This is a genomic window from Kluyvera sp. EC_51, assembly GCF_019584505.1.
Lineage (GTDB): Bacteria > Pseudomonadota > Gammaproteobacteria > Enterobacterales > Enterobacteriaceae > Kluyvera > Kluyvera sichuanensis.
This window is the reverse complement of sequence record NZ_VDAG01000010.1, coordinates 108,999-128,591: the sequence shown is the minus strand read 5'-3', so window position 1 is coordinate 128,591 and position 19,593 is coordinate 108,999. Positions and strand designations below refer to the sequence as shown.

At 55.0% G+C, this 19,593-nt stretch carries 19 protein-coding genes; 9 read left to right on the top strand and 10 right to left on the bottom strand.

Going from position 1 to position 19,593, the window contains the following annotated elements:
* Window positions 1–2 precede the first annotated feature (2 nt).
* Complete coding sequence (locus tag FHC49_RS04155; protein ID WP_220438861.1) at window positions 3–2,117, bottom strand: TonB-dependent siderophore receptor; 2,115 nt, start codon at window positions 2,115–2,117, stop codon at window positions 3–5.
* Between the two features lie 151 nt (window positions 2,118–2,268).
* Window positions 2,269–2,523 carry a GlsB/YeaQ/YmgE family stress response membrane protein gene (locus FHC49_RS04150; RefSeq protein ID WP_185667692.1) on the bottom strand — a complete coding sequence of 85 codons (255 nt, stop codon included), beginning with the start codon at window positions 2,521–2,523 and terminating at the stop codon, window positions 2,269–2,271.
* A gap of 270 nt (window positions 2,524–2,793) precedes the next feature.
* Here FHC49_RS04150 and FHC49_RS04145 point away from each other — a divergent pair, with 270 nt between their 5' ends.
* Window positions 2,794–3,525, top strand: a complete 732-nt coding sequence (locus tag FHC49_RS04145) for a flagellar brake protein (protein WP_220438859.1) — start codon at window positions 2,794–2,796, stop codon at window positions 3,523–3,525.
* On the opposite strand, the gene emtA is transcribed toward FHC49_RS04145, so the two are convergent.
* Window positions 3,526–4,137, bottom strand: coding sequence for a membrane-bound lytic murein transglycosylase EmtA (gene emtA / locus FHC49_RS04140; RefSeq protein ID WP_220438857.1), 612 nt, complete (start codon window positions 4,135–4,137; stop codon window positions 3,526–3,528).
* Window positions 4,138–4,230: 93 nt separating this feature from the next.
* Between emtA and ldcA the strand changes: the two genes are divergently transcribed.
* Together ldcA and FHC49_RS04130 are read left to right on the top strand one after the other, a co-directional pair.
* Window positions 4,231–5,145 carry a muramoyltetrapeptide carboxypeptidase gene (gene ldcA, locus FHC49_RS04135; RefSeq protein WP_220438855.1) on the top strand — a complete coding sequence of 305 codons (915 nt, stop codon included), beginning with the start codon at window positions 4,231–4,233 and terminating at the stop codon, window positions 5,143–5,145.
* A gap of 95 nt (window positions 5,146–5,240) precedes the next feature.
* Complete coding sequence (locus FHC49_RS04130) at window positions 5,241–6,974, top strand: potassium/proton antiporter (RefSeq protein WP_220438853.1); 1,734 nt, start codon at window positions 5,241–5,243, stop codon at window positions 6,972–6,974.
* 81 nt (window positions 6,975–7,055) lie between these two features.
* Here the strand turns inward: FHC49_RS04130 and dadX are convergent, their stop codons facing one another.
* Both dadX and FHC49_RS04120 read right to left on the bottom strand, forming a co-directional pair.
* Window positions 7,056–8,126 (bottom strand): catabolic alanine racemase DadX, encoded by a 1,071-nt coding sequence (gene dadX / locus FHC49_RS04125; RefSeq protein ID WP_220438852.1) that lies wholly within the window; start codon window positions 8,124–8,126, stop codon window positions 7,056–7,058.
* Between the two features lie 9 nt (window positions 8,127–8,135).
* Complete coding sequence (locus FHC49_RS04120) at window positions 8,136–9,434, bottom strand: D-amino acid dehydrogenase (RefSeq protein WP_220438850.1); 1,299 nt, start codon at window positions 9,432–9,434, stop codon at window positions 8,136–8,138.
* Window positions 9,435–9,754: 320 nt separating this feature from the next.
* Here FHC49_RS04120 and FHC49_RS04115 point away from each other — a divergent pair, with 320 nt between their 5' ends.
* Window positions 9,755–11,287: a SpoVR family protein gene (locus tag FHC49_RS04115; protein WP_185667685.1), complete on the top strand. Its 1,533-nt coding sequence runs from the start codon at window positions 9,755–9,757 to the stop codon at window positions 11,285–11,287.
* A gap of 120 nt (window positions 11,288–11,407) precedes the next feature.
* Here the strand turns inward: FHC49_RS04115 and fadR are convergent, their stop codons facing one another.
* Window positions 11,408–12,127 (bottom strand): fatty acid metabolism transcriptional regulator FadR, encoded by a 720-nt coding sequence (gene fadR, locus FHC49_RS04110; RefSeq protein ID WP_185667684.1) that lies wholly within the window; start codon window positions 12,125–12,127, stop codon window positions 11,408–11,410.
* A gap of 211 nt (window positions 12,128–12,338) precedes the next feature.
* Here fadR and nhaB point away from each other — a divergent pair, with 211 nt between their 5' ends.
* Window positions 12,339–13,883 (top strand): Na(+)/H(+) antiporter NhaB, encoded by a 1,545-nt coding sequence (nhaB, locus tag FHC49_RS04105; protein ID WP_185667683.1) that lies wholly within the window; start codon window positions 12,339–12,341, stop codon window positions 13,881–13,883.
* A 146-nt stretch (window positions 13,884–14,029) separates the two neighbouring features.
* Window positions 14,030–14,560 carry a disulfide bond formation protein DsbB gene (gene dsbB, locus FHC49_RS04100; RefSeq protein WP_185667682.1) on the top strand — a complete coding sequence of 177 codons (531 nt, stop codon included), beginning with the start codon at window positions 14,030–14,032 and terminating at the stop codon, window positions 14,558–14,560.
* Window positions 14,561–14,815: 255 nt separating this feature from the next.
* Here dsbB and FHC49_RS04095 read toward each other — a convergent pair whose 3' ends face one another.
* The 3 genes from FHC49_RS04095 to FHC49_RS04085 form a co-directional block, all read right to left on the bottom strand.
* Window positions 14,816–15,262 carry a YcgN family cysteine cluster protein gene (locus FHC49_RS04095; RefSeq protein WP_185667681.1) on the bottom strand — a complete coding sequence of 149 codons (447 nt, stop codon included), beginning with the start codon at window positions 15,260–15,262 and terminating at the stop codon, window positions 14,816–14,818.
* A 93-nt stretch (window positions 15,263–15,355) separates the two neighbouring features.
* A complete protein-coding gene (locus tag FHC49_RS04090) occupies window positions 15,356–16,015 on the bottom strand; it encodes a fumarylacetoacetate hydrolase family protein (protein ID WP_220438848.1) in 660 nt (219 codons plus the stop codon).
* 56 nt (window positions 16,016–16,071) lie between these two features.
* Complete coding sequence (locus FHC49_RS04085; RefSeq protein WP_185667679.1) at window positions 16,072–16,353, bottom strand: YcgL domain-containing protein; 282 nt, start codon at window positions 16,351–16,353, stop codon at window positions 16,072–16,074.
* Between the two features lie 127 nt (window positions 16,354–16,480).
* Between FHC49_RS04085 and minC the strand changes: the two genes are divergently transcribed.
* Genes minC through minE form a run of 3 tightly spaced genes read left to right on the top strand, consistent with a single transcriptional unit; the run spans window position 16,481 to window position 18,297 of the window.
* Window positions 16,481–17,188 carry a septum site-determining protein MinC gene (minC, locus tag FHC49_RS04080; RefSeq protein WP_185667678.1) on the top strand — a complete coding sequence of 236 codons (708 nt, stop codon included), beginning with the start codon at window positions 16,481–16,483 and terminating at the stop codon, window positions 17,186–17,188.
* Between the two features lie 23 nt (window positions 17,189–17,211).
* Window positions 17,212–18,024, top strand: coding sequence for a septum site-determining protein MinD (gene minD, locus FHC49_RS04075; protein ID WP_185667677.1), 813 nt, complete (start codon window positions 17,212–17,214; stop codon window positions 18,022–18,024).
* Window positions 18,025–18,027: 3 nt separating this feature from the next.
* On the top strand, window positions 18,028–18,297 hold the full coding sequence (gene minE / locus FHC49_RS04070; RefSeq protein WP_035894584.1) for a cell division topological specificity factor MinE: 270 nt from the start codon (window positions 18,028–18,030) through the stop codon (window positions 18,295–18,297).
* A gap of 104 nt (window positions 18,298–18,401) precedes the next feature.
* Here minE and rnd read toward each other — a convergent pair whose 3' ends face one another.
* Entirely contained in the window at window positions 18,402–19,517 is a 1,116-nt protein-coding gene (rnd, locus tag FHC49_RS04065) for a ribonuclease D (protein ID WP_220438846.1), read from the bottom strand.
* Window positions 19,518–19,593: the final 76 nt, after the last annotated feature.

Below are 19,593 nucleotides of genomic sequence, written 5' to 3'. Positions count from 1 at the left end.
GATCAGAAGGTGTAGCTCGCCCCTACCTGCACCGTCCGGTCACGACCAATCCAGCAGTTGGTGCTGTCATAGCAGGTCAACGTCTCTTTGTTGGTCAGGTTTTGCGCGCTGGCCTTGAGCATCAGCCCTGCCAGGCTGCTGTCCACCGCCGACATATCGTAAGACACCGACATATCATACTGCGTGGTGCCACCCAGCTTGCCCTCGGTGTTATCCGGCGCAATCTCCATCGGCCCGGTGTAGCGCAACCCGGCCCCTATCGTCAGCCCGCGTACCGCGCTATGATCGAAGATGTAGTCACCCCACAGGTTAAAAGCGTTTTCCGGTACCTGCGTTGGGCGTTTACCCTGATAGGTTTCATCTTCGGTGTTAATGGCGTGTGTGTAGGCGTAGTTGGCGATCAGGTTGATGTTATCGGTTGGTCGGCTAACCGCCGACAGCTCTGCCCCTTTCGACTCAATCTCCCCGGTCTGATGGTAGTTCCAGCTCGGATCCAGGCTCAGCACGTTTTTCTGCTTGATGTTAAACACCGAGGCGGTAAAGGTGGTGGCATAGTCGGCCAGCAGATACTTCACGCCCCCCTCAACCTGTTTACTGGTGGTGGGTTTCACCTGATCGGCCGTCAGGTTACGCGCCGGTGATACCGGCTTAAACCCTTCTGAATAGCTGATGAACGGCGAAATACCGTTATCAAAGGCGTACAGCGCCCCCAGACGTTTCGTTACCCTATCCTGAGAAATCCACGTTTTCTGGTTGTCGTTCAGGTAATCGGTGGTGGCCGACAGGTACTGGTCATAGCGCAGGCTGGCGAGCAGGTTCAGGCCGCCAAACTCAACCTGATCCTGAAGGTAGTACCCTTTCTGGTTGTAGGAGAGACGGTTTTTCTGTGTCGTATAAAGCCCCAGCGCATCTTCATTGACCAGGCCGAAATCCGGATTGCGCATATCAATACCCGGCGTCGTAGCGGCAGGCGCATAGCGATAGTGGTAGTGCGAGTTCAGCTTCTGGTAGTCAAACCCGGCCAATAGATGGTGCTGCCAGTCACCAAAGACGAAGGTGCGCGTCACCTGATTATCGATGTTGAAGCTATGCAGGTCTTCATCGGTGGTGTAGGCGAAACGCTCTAATTCGTAAACAGGATTGCCCGCATTCCCCGTCGAGTAGATGCTATTCTGGTGGGTATCGATATCAAAGTAGCGTGCTTTTTGCGCAATGCCCCAACCGCTATCAAACTCATGTTCAAAGCTGTAGCCCACCATCCACTGGCGCTGCGTAAATTTGTTCCATTTATCGCCAGCATAATCGCGCTTGTCGGCATAGGTAGAGCGCAAATAAGAGAGCGGCAGCGGGTTGGACGGCGTTAAGCTCGGGGTGTTTTGCGCCAACGCGTCAATGGTCAGCCGGGTTCTATCACTCGGTTGCCAGGTGACGCTCGGTGCGACCAGATAATCTTCCGTGCGGGTGGTGTGCGGCTGATCGTCGCCCTCCATCGCTTTACCCAGCAGGCGGTAGCTCCAGTCGCTATCGGCAATACGTCCGGTAGAGTCGAGATACCCCTCTTTCAGATTACGGGTGCCAGTATTAAAGCCAACCTCGGTGCGAGGTGCGGTCTGTGGTTTTTTGCCCTGAATATTGACCAGCCCGCCCGGCGAGCCGTTGCCATACAGTACGGAGGATGGTCCTTTGAGAATATCCACGCTCTCAATCAACAGTGGGTCAATACGCGCTTTGGTATTGCCGGTGACGTTATAAGGCAACTGCAGGCCGTTATAGAACTCGTTATCCACGGTAAAACCGCGGATTTTATATTCGCTCATGTAAGTGGTGCTACCGCGAGATTCCGTCGAGACGCCTGGTGCATAGCGCAGAATTTCGTTAATCGACGTCGCGTGTCGCTCGCTGATTTCATGCTGGCTAATGGTGTTGATCACCTGCGGCGTTTTGCTCTCTGCCACCGCCGATTTAGTGGCGCTGTTGGTCCAGGCCGGAAGTTCACTACTCTCGCCTGAGCCAGTAACGACCATCGTGGTTTCATTTTTATCAGCCCAGGCTGACGTGGAAAGTGCAACGGCAATCATCCCTGACAGCGTACAACGACGAAAAACGGTTCTTTTCATTTTATAGATGAACTCAATACAAACAAAGAACGATAATTATTATCATTTGTGTTTGCAATTCAACATGAAAATGAGGGCAACGGAAAAATGTGGGAGACGAAACGCAGGGGATAGAAAGAAGAACGGCCCCTTACGGGGCCGTTGACAGACATTATTCGCGGCGAATCAGGCGGAAAACCCCCAGCACAACGATGGCGCCGACGACGGCAACCAGGAAGCTGTGCAGGTTAAAACCGGTGACGCTGCCGCCGAGGCCAAACGTGGTCGCTAACCAGCCGCCCACTACCGCACCAACTATCCCCAGGATGCAGGTGAGGATAAATCCGCCCCCATCACGCCCCGGCATAATCAGTTTGGCAATAACACCGGCAATCAGACCAAAAATAATCCAGGTAATAATACCCATTTTTCCCACCTCTTCAGTTCCATTAAACAGCCATAAAAGCGCCGACATTCTGCGCCGCTAATACTTCAAGTATAGGTAATTGTTCTTAAAAAACCTGGCAAGGCGATGATATTTTATACGGATAAATACGAATATTGACGTAAGCACTGTCTTAAGTGCTTTGAGCAGCCAAAAGCTGCGAAGATGTTAATTTTTTTCATTTGGGCGCTGAAGTTATATTTTTGTAAGCCGATAAAACATAAAGCCTCTGCTATTCAGGAGCCATTCCAGGTGAGTGAGCACAACACACAGTTTTTAAAGCAAAACCCATTAGCCGTTTTAAATGTGCTGCGCGACCTTCAGCAGGCTAACGCCGCGCTGCGCGTCAGCTGGTCGTCCCGCCAGTTTATTAGTCGTATTCTTGATGTCAGCCAGCAGCGTCTGGTTATCGATTTCGGCAGCCGTGAAGAGGACAACGTGGCGGCCCGCTCTGCCAAAAATATTACCATTGTTGCCGAAACTAACGGCGCAAAAATAGAGTTTACGGTGCCGCAAATGCAGGTGGAGGATTATCAAAGTCTGCCCGCCTTCGTCATGCCTACCCCGCCGACGGTCTGGTTTATTCAGCGTCGCGAGTTTTTCCGCATTCCCGCGCCGCTGCACCCACCCTATTTCGGCAAGGCCACGCTGCCGGATAAAAGCACGCTGCGCTTTCGGCTGTTCGATCTGTCGCTTGGCGGCATGGGCGCACTGCTCGACGCACCGCCACCTGGCGGCCTGATTCCGGGAATGGAGCTCAAAGAGATCGAGCTGGATATGGCGCAGTGGGGGCGTTTTCGTTTTGATGTGCAGCTGCTGGCAATCAGCGAACGCAAGGTGGTGGACAGCAAGAATGAAACTATCGTCACGCCGCGCTTAAGCTTCCGTTTTCTGCATATGAATCCGGTGCTTGAGCGCTCGCTCCAGCGCATTATCTTTTCGCTGGAGCGTGAAGCGCGCGAACGGGCGAATAACGTCCGCTAATTACATCGCATCCATCGCTTTCTGCACCTTCCAGATATAGCGAGGAGCCTGCGGTGCCGGGTGATTCTTCACCACGTGGTCGAAGAATTCGTCCTTATCCATGTCGTTAATTTCCGCAATGGCCTTTTTACGGTCCGATGAGAAGGTGCGCAGCAGCGCACCTGCACCGTTGGCATACGATACCACTAGCGCGTACTGCATCACTTCCGGGTCAGTGATCCCGGCAAGCGAACCGTGTTCCAGAATGCTCAGATAAGCGGCGCCCATCGAGATATTACGTTCCGGGTTTTTCAGCTCGCTGGTTGACGGCTGCCCGCTCCAGCCCATGTAGCGATAGACGTCCAGACCCGAGGTAGAGGCTTTCAGCTGCATCAGACCCACGGCGTTCGATTTACTGACAAGCGACGGGTTACCGCCGGACTCTACGGCGATAATCGCGGTTATCAGGCGTGGGCTTACGCCCCAGGCCGCACCGGCTTTTTCGCTGATAGGCATCCACTGCATTGCTCGTTTCACCGGCACTTCGGGATTCCAGGGCGGGTTACGGTAATCCGATTTAGAACTACACCCTGCAAGTAATACAATTAAAAAAGCAAACCATCTCAATTTCACGCATCTATCCTTTTAGCTGAACTGTGCCGCCGTTAATGACAACCATGGGCTCAGGCGGCATGATACTCGTTTCACTATCAGCAAGGAAATGCCATGTCTCAGTTTCATCTCGTCGCCCCTTCCGGTTATTGCATCAATCAGTCTGCCGCGCAGTGCGGGGTTAAGCGATTAGAAGAGGCCGGACATCAGGTGGAAAATCAGCAGGTTATCACCCGTCGCGATCGTCGTTTTGCCGGAGTAGAGGCCGAACGCCTGCACGATATCAACGCGCTGGCGACCCTTAAGGGCAAGAACCGTATCGTCATGCCGGTGCGCGGCGGCTATGGCGCGAGCCGCCTGCTGGACAGCATTGACTGGCAGGCGCTGGTTGCCCGTCAGCAGCAGGATCCGCTGCTGATCTGTGGCCACAGCGATTTCACCGCCATTCAGTTTGGCCTATTGACCGCTGGCAACGTCATCACCTTTAGCGGCCCGATGCTGGCGGGAAACTTCGGCGCACAAACGCTGAACGACTTTACCGAGCAGCACTTCTGGAAGGCGCTGCGCCAGCCGACCTATAGCGTGGAATGGCAGGGAGATGGCCCCGACTGCGAAACCGCGGGCACGCTGTGGGGCGGCAACCTGGCGATGATCGCCTCGCTTATCGGCACGCCGTGGATGCCGGAGATCCGCGACGGTATTCTGGTGCTTGAGGATATTAATGAACACCCGTTCCGCGTTGAACGTATGCTGTTACAGCTGCTGTACGCTGGGATCCTGCCACGCCAGCGCGCGATTGTGCTGGGCAGCTTTACCGGTGCGAACCCGAATGATTACGACGCAGGGTACTCACTTGAGTCGATGTACGACTATCTACGTTCACGACTGTCGATTCCGGTCATCAGCGGTCTCGACTTTGGTCACGAACAGCGGACGGTGACGCTGGCGCTCGGCGCGCAGGCGCAACTTTATCACTCGGTGGGGCAATCCCGGCTCATCATCACCGGACATCCGGTAATAGCTGAATAAAAAACAATAATCACCCTTTATTAATCCACTGTTCACGCCGCAATTATGGTAACGTTTTGTAACTAGCTTGTACGTTATCGGGGAGTGCGTGAACATTGGACGCCACGGCAGTCATTAGTCTCTTTATTTTGGGTTCAGTCTTAGTAACCTGCAGTATTCTCTTAAGCTCATTTTCTTCCCGTCTCGGTATCCCTATTCTGGTTATCTTCTTAGCCATCGGCATGCTGGCGGGCGTTGACGGCATCGGCGGTATTCCCTTCGATAACTACCCTTTCGCCTATATGGTCAGTAACCTGGCGCTGGCGGTAATCCTGCTTGACGGCGGGATGCGCACCCAGGCCAGCTCCTTTCGGGTCGCCTTAGGCCCGGCGCTGTCGCTGGCGACCGTCGGGGTGCTGATCACCTCCGGGCTGACCGGGATGATGGCGGCGTGGCTGTTCAAGCTCGATATCATGGAAGGGATGCTGATTGGCGCGATTGTCGGCTCAACCGACGCGGCGGCGGTGTTTTCACTGCTCGGCGGCAAAGGGCTGAACGAACGTGTAGGTTCAACCCTTGAAATCGAGTCCGGCAGTAACGATCCGATGGCGGTGTTTCTCACCATTACGCTTATCGAGATGATCCAGCAGCATGAAAGCGGGCTGAGCTGGATGTTCCTCGTGCACATTATTCAACAGTTCGGTCTGGGGATTCTGATTGGCGGCGCTGGCGGCTATCTGCTGCTGCAGATGATCAACCGCATCGCCCTGCCCGCCGGGCTCTATCCGCTGCTGGCACTTAGCGGCGGGATCATGATTTTCGCCGTCACCACCTCGCTCGACGGCAGCGGTATTCTGGCGGTCTACCTGTGCGGCTTCCTGCTCGGTAACCGGCCAATTCGCAACCGCTTTGGCATTCTGCAGAACTTCGATGGTCTGGCGTGGCTGGCGCAAATCGCCATGTTCCTGGTATTGGGGCTGCTGGTAACGCCGTCTGACCTGCTGCCGATCGCCATTCCGGCACTGCTGCTCTCTATCTGGATGATTTTTATCGCCCGTCCGCTGTCGGTGTTCGCCGGGTTGCTGCCGTTCCGCGGTTTTAATCTGCGCGAGCGCACGTTTATCAGCTGGGTTGGCCTACGCGGCGCGGTGCCGATCATTCTGGCGGTCTTCCCAATGATGGCTGGGCTTGAGAACGCGCGCCTGTTCTTTAACGTCGCCTTCTTTGTGGTACTGGTGTCGTTGCTGTTACAGGGCACCTCGCTCTCCTGGGCGGCGAAAAAAGCCAAAGTGGTAGTACCGCCGGTCGGCTGGCCTATCTCGCGCGTCGGGCTGGATATTCACCCGGAAAATCCGTGGGAGCAGTTTGTCTATCAACTGAGCGCCGAGAAATGGTGCGTCGGCGCTGCGCTGCGTGACCTGCATATGCCGCCGGAAACGCGGATCGCCGCGCTGTTTCGCGATAACGTGCTGCTGCACCCAACCGGCAGCACCCGCCTGCGGGAAAACGATATTCTGTGCGTCATTGGCCGCGAACGAGACCTGCCGTCGCTCGGGAAAATGTTCAGCCAGTCACCGCCGGTCGCGCTGGATCAAAGCTTCTTCGGCGACTTTATCCTTGAAGCCGGGGCGAAGTTTGCCGATGTAGCCATGATTTATGGCCTCGACGGCGGTGAAGAGTTCCGCGATAACCAGCAGTCGCTGGGAGATATCGTCGAACATCTGCTGGGGGCAGCACCGGTCGTGGGTGACCAGGTGGAGTTTGCCGGTATGGTGTGGACGGTAGCGGAGAAAGAGGAAAATCAGGTGCTGAAGGTCGGCGTGCGGGTGGCCGAGGAAGAGACCGAGTAGTCTGGTCGTTGCCGGGTGGCGCTGCGCTTATCCGGCCTTCGAGCCCGGTAGGCGACGCGCCACCGGGCAATCTTACAAAAGTTACACCGTCACAACAGGCACGCGCGGCGCCAGAGCGCACATCAGCTCGTAACCGACGGTGCCCGCGCTGGCGGCCACTTCATCAATCTTAATCTCCTGCCCCCACAGCTCAACCGACGTACCAATTCCCGCCTGCGGACACGGTGTTAAATCCACCGCCAGCATATCCATCGAGATAGCCCCGACGGTGCCGGTTCGGATACCGTCCACCAGCACCGGCGTGCCGTTGGCAGCAATGCGCGGATAGCCGTCGGCATAACCACAGGCCACAATCCCGATACGCTGCTCCTCTTTGGCGCGGTAACGGCCGCCGTAACCGACTGCATCGCCCGGCTTCAGGGTCTGAATACCGATAATCTGGCTGCTGAGGCTCATCACCGGCTTCAGCCCGGTGTTGGCAATGTCCTGCCACTGCCCGGACGGCGAAGCGCCGTAGAGCACAATACCCGGCCGCACCCAATCAAAGTGGGTCTCGGGGTGCCAGAGCGTTGCCGCCGAGTTGGCGAGCGAGCGCGGGCACTCCAGCCCTTCAGCGGCCTGTTCGATACGCTGCATCGGCGCCGCGACACCGTCGGTCAGTTCCGACTGGGCAAAATGCGACATCAGCGTCATGGTACTAACGTTGCTGATACCCCGTAGCTGCTGCCACACGGTGTGGATGCGCTCCGGCGCAAAGCCGAGGCGGTTCATGCCGCTGTTGACCTTCAAATAGACATCAATCGGTGCATGCAAACGCGCGTTCTGCAGCGCCTTAATCTGCCAGTTGCTGTGTACGCTGGTGGTCAGGCGATACTTATCAAACAGCTCCAGCTCATCGGCATGGAAGAAACCCTCCAGCAGCAGAATTGGCCCTTTCCAGCCGCGTTCGCGCAGCAAAATAGCCTCTTCAAGGTTGAGCATCGCAAAGCCGTCGGTTTCCCGCAGCGCATTCCAGATGCGATCCAATCCGTGGCCGTAGGCGTTAGCTTTCACCACCGACCAGACGCGAGCACCGCCCGCCGCCCGGCGGACAATGCTCAGATTCTGCTTCAGCGCCTGCAAATCAATCGTGGCGAGCACGGGACGTGACATGCGTTCTCCTTATTGGTGTGCGCCATGCAAATGCTGAGGATGTGCCGGGGTAAAGCCCGGCGAATAGCGTGCAACGCTAAGATCATCATAGGGGATAGCCGGCATTCGGCCAGACATTAAATCACTCAGCAACTGGCCGGAGCCGCAGGACATGGTCCAGCCCAGCGTGCCGTGACCGGTATTGAGCCACAGATTTTTGAACGCGGTTTTGCCCACCACCGGCGTGCCGTCTGGGGTCATTGGACGCAGGCCGGTCCAGAAGGTAGCCTCTTCGATTTTACCGCCGCGCGGGAAGAGATCCCCCACCACCATCTCCAGCGTCTCGCGGCGCGGCTGCAGCAGTTCGGTATTAAAGCCAACGATCTCTGCCATGCCGCCGACGCGGATACGGTTATCAAAGCGAGTAATGGCGATTTTGTAGGTTTCGTCGAGGATGGTCGACACCGGTGCACCGCTCTCCTCGACGATAGGGATGGTCAGCGAGTAGCCTTTCAGCGGGTAAACCGGAATATCCACCAGCCCTTTCAGCATCGCGGTTGAATAAGAGCCGAAGGCCATCACGTAGGCGTCGGCTTTTACCACTTCATCGCCGCACTTCACGCCAACGATGCGATCGTCTTCCTGAATCAGGCTGTCAACCGGGGTATTAAAGCGGAACGTCACGCCTGCCTGCTCGGCCATTTTTGCCAGACGCTGGGTGAAGAGCTGACAGTCGCCGGTTTCATCATTCGGCAGACGCAGGCCACCGGTCAGCTTGTGGGCCACTTCCGCCAGCGCTGGCTCAACCTCTGCCAGGCGTGAAGCTTCGAGCAGTTGATACGGGACGCCCGCATCTTCCAGCACCGCGATATCGCGGGTGGCGTTTTCATACTGCTGTTCGGTACGGAAAAGCTGTAGCGTGCCGCCCTGTCGCCCTTCATAGGCAATACCGGTGGTTTCACGCAGCGTTTTCAGGCAGTCGCGGCTGTACTCAGCCAGGCGCACCATCCGCCCTTTGTTTTCCATGTAGTGGCGGGTGTCGCAGTTACGCAGCATCTGCCACATCCACTTCAGCTGGAAGCCGGTGCCGTCCAGACGGATTGCCAGCGGCGCGTGGCGCTGAAACATCCATTTAATCGCCTTCAGCGGCACGCCAGGTGCGGCCCACGGCGCCGCGTAGCCCGGTGAAATTTGCCCCGCGTTAGCCGCGCTAGTTTCCAGCGCCGGACCGGCCTCCCTGTCGATCACCGTAACCTGATGCCCCGCCTGACTTAAATACCAGGCGCTGGTTACGCCAACCACGCCACTTCCCAGTATGACAATGTGCATAGCCACTCCAGAATGAGTAAAAGAACAATCATCTAATTACAAATTGATAACCCAGATGAAAATATTATTCAACATATGCTTTTTTTATGGTGACTTACCTCACAGAGTGCCCACCACGCGGGGAAGCGGAGAATTTGATATCTCCTGCTACCCTCTATTTTTTGTCAGCATAAAACTCTGCAAATATGAAAAGTAAGCGCTATCAAAATGAATAAATCATGAAGAAAAGAAATGGCGCTTGTTACAGAATTTCTGCGGTGTTCTATTCTTGAAGAGAGGCTCTCCAGACAGAGAGAGTCGCCAACAATGAGGGCGCGCTAATGGCTACGATTGACTCGATGAATAAGGACACCACTCGTCTGAGCGATGGACCCGATTGGACGTTTCCGCTGCTCGAAACCTACCTGGCAGAGATCGACCGGGTGGCGAAGCTGTACCGTTTAGACACCTACCCGCACCAGATTGAAGTCATCACCTCCGAGCAGATGATGGATGCGTACTCCAGCGTCGGGATGCCGATTAACTACACGCACTGGTCCTTTGGCAAAAAATTTATTGAGACCGAGCGCGGCTACAAGCACGGGCAGCAGGGGCTGGCCTACGAGATAGTGATCAACTCCAACCCATGTATCGCCTACCTGATGGAAGAGAACACCGTCACCATGCAGGCGCTGGTCATGGCGCACGCCTGCTACGGCCACAACTCCTTCTTTAAAAACAACTATCTGTTCCGTAGCTGGACCGATGCCAGCTCCATCGTCGACTACCTACTGTTCGCCCGCAAATACATTGCCGACTGTGAAGAGCGCTATGGCGTGGACGAGGTAGAGCGCCTGCTCGACTCCTGTCACGCGCTGATGAACTACGGGGTGGACCGCTACAAACGGCCATCGAAGATCTCCATGCAGGAAGAGAAAGCGCGGCAGAAGAGCCGTGAAGAATACCTGCAAAGCCAGGTGAATATGCTGTGGCGCACCCTGCCGAAGCGGGATGAAGAGAAAGCCGTCGAGTCGGCTCACCGCTATCCGTCTGAGCCGCAGGAAAACCTGCTCTACTTTATGGAGAAAAATGCACCGCTGCTGGAGTCGTGGCAGCGCGAGATCCTGCGCATTGTGCGCAAGGTCAGCCAGTATTTTTATCCGCAAAAGCAGACCCAGGTGATGAACGAAGGCTGGGCGACCTTCTGGCACTACACCATCCTCAACCATCTTTACGATGAGGGGAAAGTGACCGAGCGCTTTATGCTCGAATTCCTGCACAGCCACACCAACGTGGTGTACCAGCCGCCTTACAACAGCCCGTGGTACAGCGGCATTAACCCGTATGCGCTGGGCTTCGCCATGTTCCAGGATATTAAGCGTATCTGTCAGAACCCAACGGACGAAGATAAGTATTGGTTCCCGGACATCGCGGGCTCGGACTGGCTCACGACCCTGCACTTCGCGATGCGTGATTTTAAAGACGAGAGCTTTATCAGCCAGTTCCTGTCACCGAAAATCATGCGTGATTTCCGCCTGTTCACGGTGCTGGATGACGACCGTAATAACTATCTGGAGATTTCGGCGATTCATAATGAGGAGGGGTATCGGGAGATTCGTTCGCAGCTTTCGTCCCAGTACAACCTTAGTAATCTGGAGCCGAATATTCAGGTGTGGAACGTGGATCTGCGCGGCGACCGTTCGCTAACGCTGCGCTACGTGCCGCATAACCGCGCGCCGCTCGATAAAGGGCGTCGTGAGGTGCTCAAGCATGTGCATCGTTTGTGGGGGTTTGATGTGCATCTGGAGCAGCAAAATGCGGACGGCAGCGTGGAGTTGCTGGAGCGCTGCCCACCGCGGCCAAATGCGCTGTAACCTAATATTGTAGCCCGGACGAGGTGCGAAGCGCCGACTCCGGGATTACTTTCCCTTTCAGATATAGGCCGGATGGCGCTTCACTTATCCGGCCTACAGGGAACGAAACTCGCGCGCTGACTAGCGGCTATGGATAGCCAAATCCCCAGGCAACGTCTTCTGCATCCGATGCCAGATCTCACCGCTATCATGACCGTAACGACGTACCGTCTCATACACCTTATCGTGCGCGCCCTCTTCACACAGCTTCGCCAGCTCATGATAGAAACCTAGCGCCAGGCTACGAGCTTCCGGGCTGGAGAAGTAATGACGGCCCAGGCGGGTGTACAGACCTTTCATGCCGTTGAGGATCAGCCCATAGATAGGGTTACCGGAAGCAAATGCCAGGCCACGGAACACGCCGTAGTCCAGTTCGGCAAAGGCATCGGCATAATCTTCCACTTCGCGCGTTTTGGCAAGCACTTCCAGCGATTTTTCAGGGTGCTGACGGAAAGCGGTACGGATGTAGATGGTCGCGATATTGGTACGCACGGACAGCAGATTATCAATCAGCTGCGGTACGCTATCGTGATCGAGACGCGCCAGCGTTTCCAGAATATTGAGGCCGGACGTTTCCCAGAAGTTATTCACTTTCGTCGGCTTACCGTGCTGGATAGTTAACCATCCATCGCGCGCCAGACGCTGCAACACTTCACGTAAGGTCGTGCGGGTCACACCAATTAATTCCGAGAGTTCACGTTCAGCGGGAAGAATAGACCCAGGAGGGAAGCGATTATTCCAGATACTTTCAACAATATACTCTTCAGCGAAACCCGCCGGGCTTTGCGCCTTAATGACCATAGTAATAATTCCATTACACAGCGTTGCAATTAGACTCATCATACCAGAGGCAACATAGAGCAGATAGCATGGCCAACGAATTAAAAAGGGATCGGCGTTTCATTTTTCACATTTCTTTTTGCCCATAAAACCCCGCCAGACAGCCTATGTCTGGCAGTGTCGTTGATTTAATGGTAAAAAATGACATCTTTTCAGGAGGAAGACGGTTGTCATGGAAATCTCTTACGGTCGTGCGCTGTGGCGTAACTTTCTTGGCCAGTCACCAGACTGGTACAAGCTGCTGCTGATTATTTTCTTAATCATCAATCCGCTGGTGTTTTTAATTCATCCCTTTGTCGCCGGATGGCTATTGGTCGTGGAGTTTATCTTCACCCTGGCGATGGCGCTGAAGTGCTATCCGCTGATTCCCGGCGGGCTGCTGGCGATTGAGTCAGTACTGATCGGCATGACCTCACCCGCGCACGTGCGCGATGAGATAGCTGCCAACCTCGAAGTGCTGCTGCTGCTGATCTTTATGGTCGCGGGCATCTACTTTATGAAGCAGCTATTGCTGTTTATCTTCACTCGGCTTCTGCTCACCATCCGCAGCAAACGGCTTTTATCAATAGCATTCTGCGTGGCCGCCGCCTTCCTATCGGCGTTCCTTGATGCGCTGACGGTAGTGGCCGTAATTATCAGCGTCGCGGTAGGCTTTTACAGCATCTATCATCGGGTGGTGTCGTCGCGCCCTGACGATGACGATCTGCTCGACGATAGCCATATCGACAAACACAACCGCGTGGTGCTGGAGCAGTTCCGTGCCTTCCTGCGCAGCCTGATGATGCACGCCGGCGTCGGAACCGCGCTCGGCGGCGTGATGACGATGGTCGGCGAACCGCAGAACCTGATTATTGCTAAAGTCGCCGGCTGGCATTTCGGCGAGTTCTTCCTGCGCATGTCGCCGGTCACCGTACCGGTGTTTATCTGCGGCCTGCTGACCTGTTGGCTACTCGAGAAGTACAAAGTCTTCGGCTACGGCGCTGAACTGCCCGACCCGGTGCGTAAAATTCTGCACGATTTCGACGAGCGCAGTCGCCAGCAGCGTACGCCACAGGAGAAAATGCGACTGATTGTCCAGGGCATCATCGGCGTCTGGCTGGTGCTGGCGCTGGCGCTGCACCTGGCAGAGGTGGGGCTGATCGGCCTGTCGGTGATTATCTTCGCTACCGCATTTACCGGCATCACCGACGAACATGCCATTGGCAAAGCGTTTACCGAAGCGCTGCCGTTTACCGCCCTGCTTACGGTCTTCTTTGCCGTGGTGGCGGTGATTATCGATCAGCATCTCTTTGCGCCCATTATCGACTTCGTTCTGCAAGCGTCACCGCACGCTCAACGTTCGCTGTTCTACATCTTTAACGGCGTGCTGTCGTCCATCTCCGATAACGTGTTTGTCGGCACCGTTTATATCAACGAAGCGAAAGCCGCGCTGGATAACGGGGCTATCAGCCTGCCGCAGTTTGAACTGCTGGCGGTAGCCATCAACACCGGTACCAACCTGCCGTCGGTGGCGACGCCAAACGGCCAGGCGGCCTTCCTGTTCCTGCTCACCTCGGCGCTGGCGCCGCTGATTCGCCTCTCCTACGGGAGAATGGTATGGATGGCGCTGCCCTATACGCTAGTTCTGACGCTTATCGGCCTGCTGTGCGTCGAGTTTACGCTGCAGCCGGCGATAGACTGGATGATGAATAATGGGCTATTAGTTTTACCTCAATAGCGATGAATAACGACTCAGCGATTCAATGCCGACAACTTTTGTTCGAGCGTTGAATCGCTATTTACGAATAATTGCGTATCACCCGATGGCACGGCTATCGTTTTCGTTTACACTGCGCTTTCAAAGCACGTTCCAGGGAAATGTTTATGTTGCGATATTTAAACCAGAGCTCACGTGGCCGCAGTGCCTGGTTATTAATGGCGTTAACCGCTTTTGCGCTTGAGTTAGTGGCATTATGGTTCCAGCACGTGATGCTATTAAAGCCGTGCGTTCTCTGTATTTACGAGCGCTGTGCGCTATTCGGGATTATGGGTGCAGGCTTAGTCGGCGCTATCGCGCCGAAGAGTCCGCTGCGCTATGTGGCCCTGCTTATCTGGCTGTACAGCGCCTTCCGCGGCCTGCAGTTAGCCTGGGAACACACCATGATTCAGCTGCACCCGTCGCCGTTTATGACCTGTGATTTTATGGCGCGCTTCCCAAGCTGGCTGCCGCTTGATAAGTGGCTGCCGCAGGTGTTTGTCGCATCAGGTGATTGCTCTGTTCGTCAGTGGGAATTCTTATCTCTGGAGATGCCACAGTGGCTGGTCGGCATTTTTGCCGCCTATCTGATTGTGGCACTGCTGGTGCTGATTGCCCAACCGTTCAAACCGAAAAGACGCGACCTGTTCGGCCGCTAATCACTACCTTGCCAGCGGCCTTGCGCAGGCGGCTGGCAAGCTATCCTACCCACGACCATATCCCATACCCCACCGCAAACAGCAGGCTCCAGCCGCTCAGATTAATAATCAACGCCAGCATTAACAGCTTTATTGGATTACGCATACGCGTCCTTATACCGAATCGCTTTTAGTCTCTATCGGCCCGGTATAAGAATTTCGTAGGGATTTAAGGCAGGAAATATAAAAATAGTGAATGGTTCCGCAAATTGCGGTTTATTTAGCCCAATCAGGCTTATTTAAGATATGGTCCTGCCAGTCATGTACTTCTGATTCTTTTACCGCAATATGGCGTACGGAAATGCGCTCACCGTGCATCGCCGCTTTAGAACCGGTGATAAGCGGGTGCCACTGCGGCAGCGGTTGCCCTTCCGCTAGTAGGCGATAGGCGCAGGTATGCGGCAACCATTCGAAGGTTGGCAGATTGTCGCGGGTCAGCTTGATGCAGTCCGGTTCGTACTCGAAGCGGCGTTCGTAGTTACGGCACTGGCAGGTTTTGATGTTGAGCTGACGACAGGCCACGTTGGTGAAGTAGATTTCGTCGGTGTCGTCATCCATCAGCTTGTGCAGGCAGCACTGCCCACAACCATCGCACAGCGACTCCCATTGCGCATCGGTCATTTCATCAAGGGTTTTGCTCTGCCAGAAAGGTAATTCGCTCATCAGGATGTCCACATCAAAAATCAGGGTGCTTCTTATAACCAGTCTGGCACAGGGATGCAAGTTTTGCCGCCCGAATGGGGCGGCAAGGAGGGCTTACAGTACGCGGGTGGTCAGAGACAGTCCGTTAAACTGCACCTCAAGCTCATCACCCGCGTGCAGCGGGCCAACGCCTTCCGGCGTGCCGGTCAGCACAACGTCACCCGGTTTCAGGGTAAAGAAGCGGCTCATATAGGCAATCAGCGGCACAATCTTGTGGATCATGTCAGACGTACTGCCCTGCTGGCGCACTTCGCCGTTGATGGTCAGCCCCAGCGAAATATTCTGCGGGTCGCCCTCAAAGGCGGAAGCAGGAATGAAGCCGGAGATCGGGCAGGCGTTATCAAAGCCTTTGGCTTTTTCCCACGGCTGACCGGCCTTCTTCATCTTCCCCTGAATGTCGCGCAGAGTGAGGTCCAGCGCCACGCCGTAGCCAGCAATGGCCTGCAGCACGTGGTCTTCGGTTGCCTGACGCAGTGTGCTGCCAATCAGTACCGCCAGTTCGACTTCATGATGCACAGAGCCAAGGCCCTGCGGCAGGATCAGCGGCTGGCGCAGGTCGCACAGCGCCGTTTCCGGCTTGATAAAGAGGACGGGTTCTTCCGGCGTTGAGCTGCCCATTTCCTGGATATGTTTTGCATAATTACTGCCAACACAGACAACTTTGCTTACCGGGTAATCCAGCAGAGCACCCTGCCAGTTATGATGCTGATACATGCTTTTCCCTTACTCGTTGTTCAACCATGGACGCATTTTGGCCGGAAGCGAAGCGGTTACTCGCTCTTATTTTGCGACTCAGCCAAATGCTGTTTTAACAAATTTTCAGGCGGTGGCGGGATCTGTAAATAATAACCCTGCTCTTTTAGCGCCTGTTTTACTTTTTCCAGATCGGCATTGACGGTTTTCTTACGTCCATCAAGCGGCAGCAGCATGGCTAACTGCGGCTGACCGAAGCCCTGCATCAGTTCCTGAGGCACACGGGAGAAATCGTCTTTTTTTTCGACATACAAATAGGTTTGATCACGTTTAGAACTACGATAAATCACACAAAACATACTTTATACTCGGAATTAGGACAGTGGTTACTTGCTTGAATATATATGTGACTATAACATGACTGATAGTCTTCGGAATATCACTGCGCTTAGCGCGGCGATAAATAGCAAATTGAGTAAGGCCAGGATGTCAAACACGCCAATCGAACTAAAAGGCAGCAGCTTCACCCTATCTGTGGTTCATTTGCATGATGCAAAGCCCGAGGTTATTCGTCAGGCGTTGGAAGACAAAGTCGCCCAGGCTCCGGCCTTTTTCCGTCATGCCCCGGTGGTTGTCAACGTCGGTAACCTTGAAGAATTCACCCAGTGGCGTGCGATTCAGCAGGCCATTATGTCAGTGGGTTTACGCATTGTCGGCGTCAGCGGTTGTAAAAACCCGCAGTTTAAGGCGGCCATCGACCAATCCGGCCTTCCTTTACTGACTGAAGGTAAAGAAAAAGTTACCCGCCCGGCCCCCGTAGAACAGCCAAAACCCGTAGAACCCGAACCAATTGTTAGTCCGATCACAAAAACGCGAATGATTGATACGCCAGTACGTTCCGGTCAGCGCATTTATGCACCAAACTGTGATCTGATTGTGACAAGCCACGTTAGCGCGGGCGCGGAGCTGATTGCCGATGGGAATATTCACGTTTACGGCATGATGCGTGGACGCGTTCTCGCCGGTGCCGGCGGAGACCGGGAAGCACAAGTATTTTGTACCCACCTGGCGGCGGAGCTGGTCTCCATTGCCGGGGAATATTGGCTGAGCGATCAGATCCCAGCCGAATTTTATGGCAAAGCGGCGCGTCTGCGTTTGGACAACAGCGCTTTGACTATTCAACCGTTAAATTAATCCCTTTTTAACAAGGAATTTCTATGGCACGCATTATTGTTGTGACTTCAGGTAAAGGGGGCGTGGGCAAGACCACCTCCAGCGCGGCCATCGCAACTGGTTTGGCGCAGAAGGGAAAGAAAACGGTCGTTATCGATTTTGATATCGGTCTGCGTAACCTTGACCTGATCATGGGCTGCGAACGTCGTGTAGTCTATGATTTTGTTAACGTTATTCAGGGCGACGCCACGCTGAACCAGGCGTTAATCAAAGATAAGCGTACCGAGAATCTCTTTATCCTGCCTGCGTCTCAGACCCGTGATAAAGATGCGTTGACCCGCGAAGGCGTCGAGAAAGTGCTCGACGAACTGAAGAAGATGGAATTCGACTTCGTGGTCTGCGACTCCCCTGCCGGTATTGAAACCGGCGCGCTGATGGCGCTCTATTTCGCTGATGAAGCGATCATCACCACTAACCCGGAAGTGTCGTCCGTTCGTGACTCCGACCGTATTCTGGGCATTCTGGCGTCGAAATCTCGCCGCGCCGAAAATGGTGAAGAACCGATTAAAGAACACCTGCTGCTGACGCGCTATAACCCAGGCCGCGTGAGCAAAGGCGATATGCTGAGCATGGAAGATGTGCTGGAGATCCTGCGCATCAAACTGGTCGGTGTAATTCCAGAAGATCAGTCAGTGCTGCGCGCCTCTAACCAGGGCGAGCCGGTGATTCTGGATACCGTGTCTGACGCAGGCAAAGCCTACGCCGACACCGTCGATCGTCTGTTGGGAGAAGAACGTCCTTTCCGCTTCATTGAAGAAGAGAAGAAAGGTTTCCTCAAACGCCTGTTCGGAGGATAAATCATGGCATTACTCGACTTTTTTCTCTCACGGAAAAAGAATACCGCCAACATTGCTAAAGAACGCCTGCAGATCATTGTCGCGGAACGCCGCCGCAGTGACGCAGAACCGCACTATCTGCCGCAGTTAAGGAAGGATATTCTGGAAGTGATTTGCAGGTATGTGCAGATTGACCCAGAAATGGTCACGGTGCAGTTAGAGCAAAAAGACGGGGATATTTCGATTCTGGAACTCAACGTCACGCTGCCGGAAGCAGAAGAGTCAAAATCCTGACTGTCGGTGGTGTAAAAAAAGGCGCTAGTGATAGCGCTTTTTTTGTGTCTGGCGTTTAGAGCTTTCCCGAGGTCGCATTCGCTCGCCCGGGATTAGCGCAAGACTTAACGCGGGTACGCTGTTAATAATTTGTCTAGCGCAGCGGAAAGCAGCTCACCGCGCCAGCCGGAGATCATCTCAGGTGCCGTGGTGCGCGGTTTCAGCTGCCAGTGCCAGTTCAGCAGCTGGTTAATCTGACGACGGGATGCCAGCATTTCAGGACTGACGTCATTCGCCTGCCCCACTTCCTGCACCAGCGCCTTAATCTCTTTAAATGCTTTGCGGTAGCCCGGCATATCCATCAGGTTCAACAGCGGTTCCGGCAACGCGTCATCCGGCAGCGCCTGCGCTTTTTCCACCAGGCTAATCAGCGTTTTGCCGTGGAAACGAATTTCGCTGCCGGAAAGCCCCAGGCTGTCCAGCTCGCCGAGGCTGCCCGGCATATAGCGTGCCACGCTCCACAGATGCTCTTCACGCACCACAAAGTTCACCGCCAGGTCACGCTCGCGCGCTTTGCGCAGCCGCCAGTCGGCGAGCAGCTGCAGGCATGCCAGCTGGCGCGTACGCAGCTGCCAGGCGTTGGTGATATCGCGCCAGGCGTCCGCCGGGTCGGTGACTTCCTGACGGCGCTGCTGCATCAGTTGACACTCATTGAGCGCCCACTCCAGTCGCCCGGCCTGTTCGGTTTCCGCCATCAGCTTGTGGGCGATAGGCAGCAAGTACCAGACATCCGCTGCCGCATAATCGCACTGGCGTGCCGTCAATGGGCGAGCCAGCCAATCGGTACGGGATTCGCTCTTATCCAGCTCAACGCCAGAATACTCAGCGACCATTGGCGCGAAGCCCCAGGACATCGGGCGACCGCAGAACGCCGCCAGCACCTGGGTATCAATAAGCGGCTGCGGCATTGAACCGAAGGTGTTCATGAACACTTCCAGATCTTCGCTACCTGCGTGCAGGAACTTGGTAATGTTGCGTTCTTGCAGAATCGCCTGCAGCGGCGACCAGTCGGAAATATTCAGAGGATCAATCAGCGCCGTACGCTCGCCGTCGAAAAGCTGAATCAGCCCCAGCTGCGGGTAATAGGTGCGGGTGCGAACAAACTCGGTGTCCAGCGCCACGGCGGTGGTCTGACGAACCGCATCGCACAGGGTGCTGAGTTCATCGTTGGTAGTGATCATCTGATAGTTCAAATCGTACTCTCTTAGATAGCGCCAAAAAAAACGCCAGCAGAGCTGGCGTTTGGCATCATGACTC